4 protein-coding genes are annotated in these 2,778 nt (G+C 29.9%); 2 read left to right on the forward strand and 2 right to left on the reverse strand.

What is annotated here, in order from left to right; genetic code table 11:
• The coding region (locus CJF42_RS13140) for a DUF6272 family protein (protein WP_212668817.1) at positions 1 to 292 on the reverse strand (292 nt) is incomplete at its 3' end.
• 783 nt (positions 293 to 1,075) lie between these two features.
• Here CJF42_RS13140 and CJF42_RS13145 point away from each other — a divergent pair.
• A complete protein-coding gene (locus CJF42_RS13145) occupies positions 1,076 to 1,774 on the forward strand; it encodes an MOSC domain-containing protein (protein ID WP_095367121.1) in 699 nt (232 codons plus the stop codon).
• A gap of 14 nt (positions 1,775 to 1,788) precedes the next feature.
• On the opposite strand, the gene CJF42_RS13150 is transcribed toward CJF42_RS13145, so the two are convergent.
• Complete coding sequence (locus tag CJF42_RS13150) at positions 1,789 to 1,986, reverse strand: hypothetical protein (protein ID WP_095367122.1); 198 nt, start codon at positions 1,984 to 1,986, stop codon at positions 1,789 to 1,791.
• A 52-nt stretch (positions 1,987 to 2,038) separates the two neighbouring features.
• Between CJF42_RS13150 and CJF42_RS13155 the strand changes: the two genes are divergently transcribed.
• On the forward strand, positions 2,039 to 2,629 hold the full coding sequence (locus CJF42_RS13155) for a GNAT family N-acetyltransferase (RefSeq protein ID WP_095367123.1): 591 nt from the start codon (positions 2,039 to 2,041) through the stop codon (positions 2,627 to 2,629).
• The last annotated feature ends 149 nt before the right edge of the window (positions 2,630 to 2,778 follow it).

Genomic DNA, 2,778 nt, shown 5'->3' on the forward strand with positions numbered 1-2,778 from the left:
AGAAAATACTGTCGGTTTTCTTACCAACAATGATAATACCTTCTGTTTTTGGGTGTGTACTATTTTCATCTAGTGATCTAGAATAATTCATCATATTTTGAGCAAGTTCGATAAAAATAGTGAAGATATTATTAGCAAAGCCAGAATTAAGTTCACAATGATCAGCTTCAAACTCTAATGCTTCAGTTATACCTGATATCAGAGTTTGTGTTAAAAACCCTCCATAGGTAAGAAATATAATTCCATTTTGATCAACAATATTCTGTATTTTAGTAAGATTAGTTCTTAGCATATTTTATATCCCCAAACGTGCTTACATTTCGATGGTAAATAATTCGTATTACGCATGCGACTTGTGTTAAAATGATATAAGTAAAATCATATCTCGTACAGTGTGCATAAAACTGCATAATATTAGGATCATTTTAGAGTCTATAAATAATTAAAACGACTTTAAAATTATTTAAACTAATGTAGTCAGACTATATAATATATTAAACGTCTAGCTACATGGAATTACTCTACTTTATCAAAGGCTATAACTATAATTTATAGTTGAGCTTATTAATAATTTCCATTTTTTCATAAAAAAACATACAAGTTACCCGCGATAAATGAGATCAAATTAGGATTTATGTTCCCAGCTCAACATTTAGTGGTATTGCGAATTGATAATCAAATTTTATATTTGTGTTCCATTGCTGTGCAAAACTATTAAGCAACATGTCATTACCATTAAAAACGCTTAATTTTCAGTGTTTCAATACAATCTGGTTAAAATACTCACTACAATATAGTCTATAGCCTCAAACTAATTTAAAGGCTTTATAGTAAGTTTTAAAGACCGAATCTTCAGATTAAGAAGATCAACTAGGTCGATTTTGGAATTGCTTCTGGCAAAGTAATGAGTAAAGCTTTTCATCTCATCCGCCACTTGCATATCGTATCGTTACATAAAGTAAATACGAATTTTAGAATAAAAAAATAGCTGCACTTGCATAAAGGCAGCGCTTTTTGTATTTTCAAGAAACTAGAATTGAGACGATCAATAATATGTAGATTAAGGGTGAAATAAATGCAAATTTTAGGAAAGTTAAACTGTATATATATTGGTAAAGCAGAACCCTTTTTTAAAAAAGGGTCAGACAGAGCCTTTGAATCAGCCATAAATAAAAAACCGATTAGCCAAACTGTAAATGTTAATAAAATGGGTATCATTGGTGATGAAGTTGGCGATAAAAAAATTCATGGTGGTATTGATAAAGCAGTTCATTTATATCCATGTGAACATTACGATTTTTGGAAGAAAGAGCTTAGTAATTGTGAGTTGCTTAATACATACGGCGCTTTTGGCGAAAATTTATCCTCTACAGGATTAACAGAAAAAAATGTATGTTTAAGCGATGAAATTAAAATTGGCTCATGTATTTTTGAAATTGTTCAAACAAGACAGCCTTGTTGGAAACTGAATGTTAGGTTTGACCAAAGTAATATGTCACGGTTAATGCAAGATAGCATGAAAACAGGTTGGTATTTTAAAGTAATTAAAAGTGGGATAATGACCGCTGGTGATGATATTGTTCTAATTAATAGACCCAACCCAAACTGGTCTTTGAGTAGAATAACGGATTTATTATATTTTGATAAACTCAATTACAGTGCATTACAAGAACTTTCAAAATTAAAATTAGTTCCCTCATGGCAAAAAATGGTGACCAATCGTTTAAAAACAAAAAAAGTTGAAGATTGGTCTGGTAGATTAGAAGGTAGTTAACAAAACTAATTAGATTATTGTTCAGCTCGTGCAAGTTGATTGGGTAAAAGTATTTCAACAACTTCACGGGCATCTACTGTAAATCGTTTGCCATTAAACATAACTGACGTTTTTTCGTTAATATCAGTAATACCAGTAAGGGTCCAACCTTCACCGCGCTCTGGACAGTAAACCGTTGTTGTTGGTTGAATTACTTTAAATTCTGTACTCATCATTTTTCTTTTATTTTTATATAAATCTCAATAATTAAATAATAAGAGATTTGTGCGTTTCAATAAAGTAATTGATGAATTAAAAAGGTTATTTTGGACTATAAAAATGCAATTCCCTATATTAAATACAAAACGCCTCTTATTAAAACCGATAACTTATAAAGATGCTTCGAACTTGTTCGAATTATTAAGTCAATTTGAAGTCTGTTTATATAATAATTTTTCAGTACTGGATAACAAAGATCAAGCGAAAAATCTTATTCAACAAGATTTAGAAAATAGCTATAACAATATAGGAATACGTTTTGTTATTAATAAGACATTTGATGAATTTATCGGTAGTTGTGGTGTTCATCAATATGATGAGTTCAATAAACGGGCAATAATTGGCTATGAATTAGATCCGGTTCATTGGCGAAAAGGATATATGCTTGAAGCGTTAACGCGTTTATTTGATTATTTATTCAGTCAAGATTGTAATTTTGAAGTCAACCAAATAGCAGCTAATGTATTAAATTTAAACATTCCTTCGATTAAATTATTAAAAAAGCTTGGCTTTGTAAATTGTGATTTTTCTGAAAAAATTGACGACATAATACAATATCGTTTAACAAAAAAAGAGTGGTTAAATAATAAAAAATAGTGAGTATATTCTAAAGGCTGGCTGGGCAGCAAATAAAGGTGCCAACTATAATATTATTTTATAGCAGAATCCAATTTTAAGGTACATTCAATTAATAGATCTCTGATAAAATACTTCGGAGATCACTGTAACTTCTCAAAAAGCAGTGG

The sequence above is a fragment of the Pseudoalteromonas sp. NBT06-2 genome (genome assembly GCF_002276045.1).
Lineage (GTDB): Bacteria > Pseudomonadota > Gammaproteobacteria > Enterobacterales > Alteromonadaceae > Pseudoalteromonas.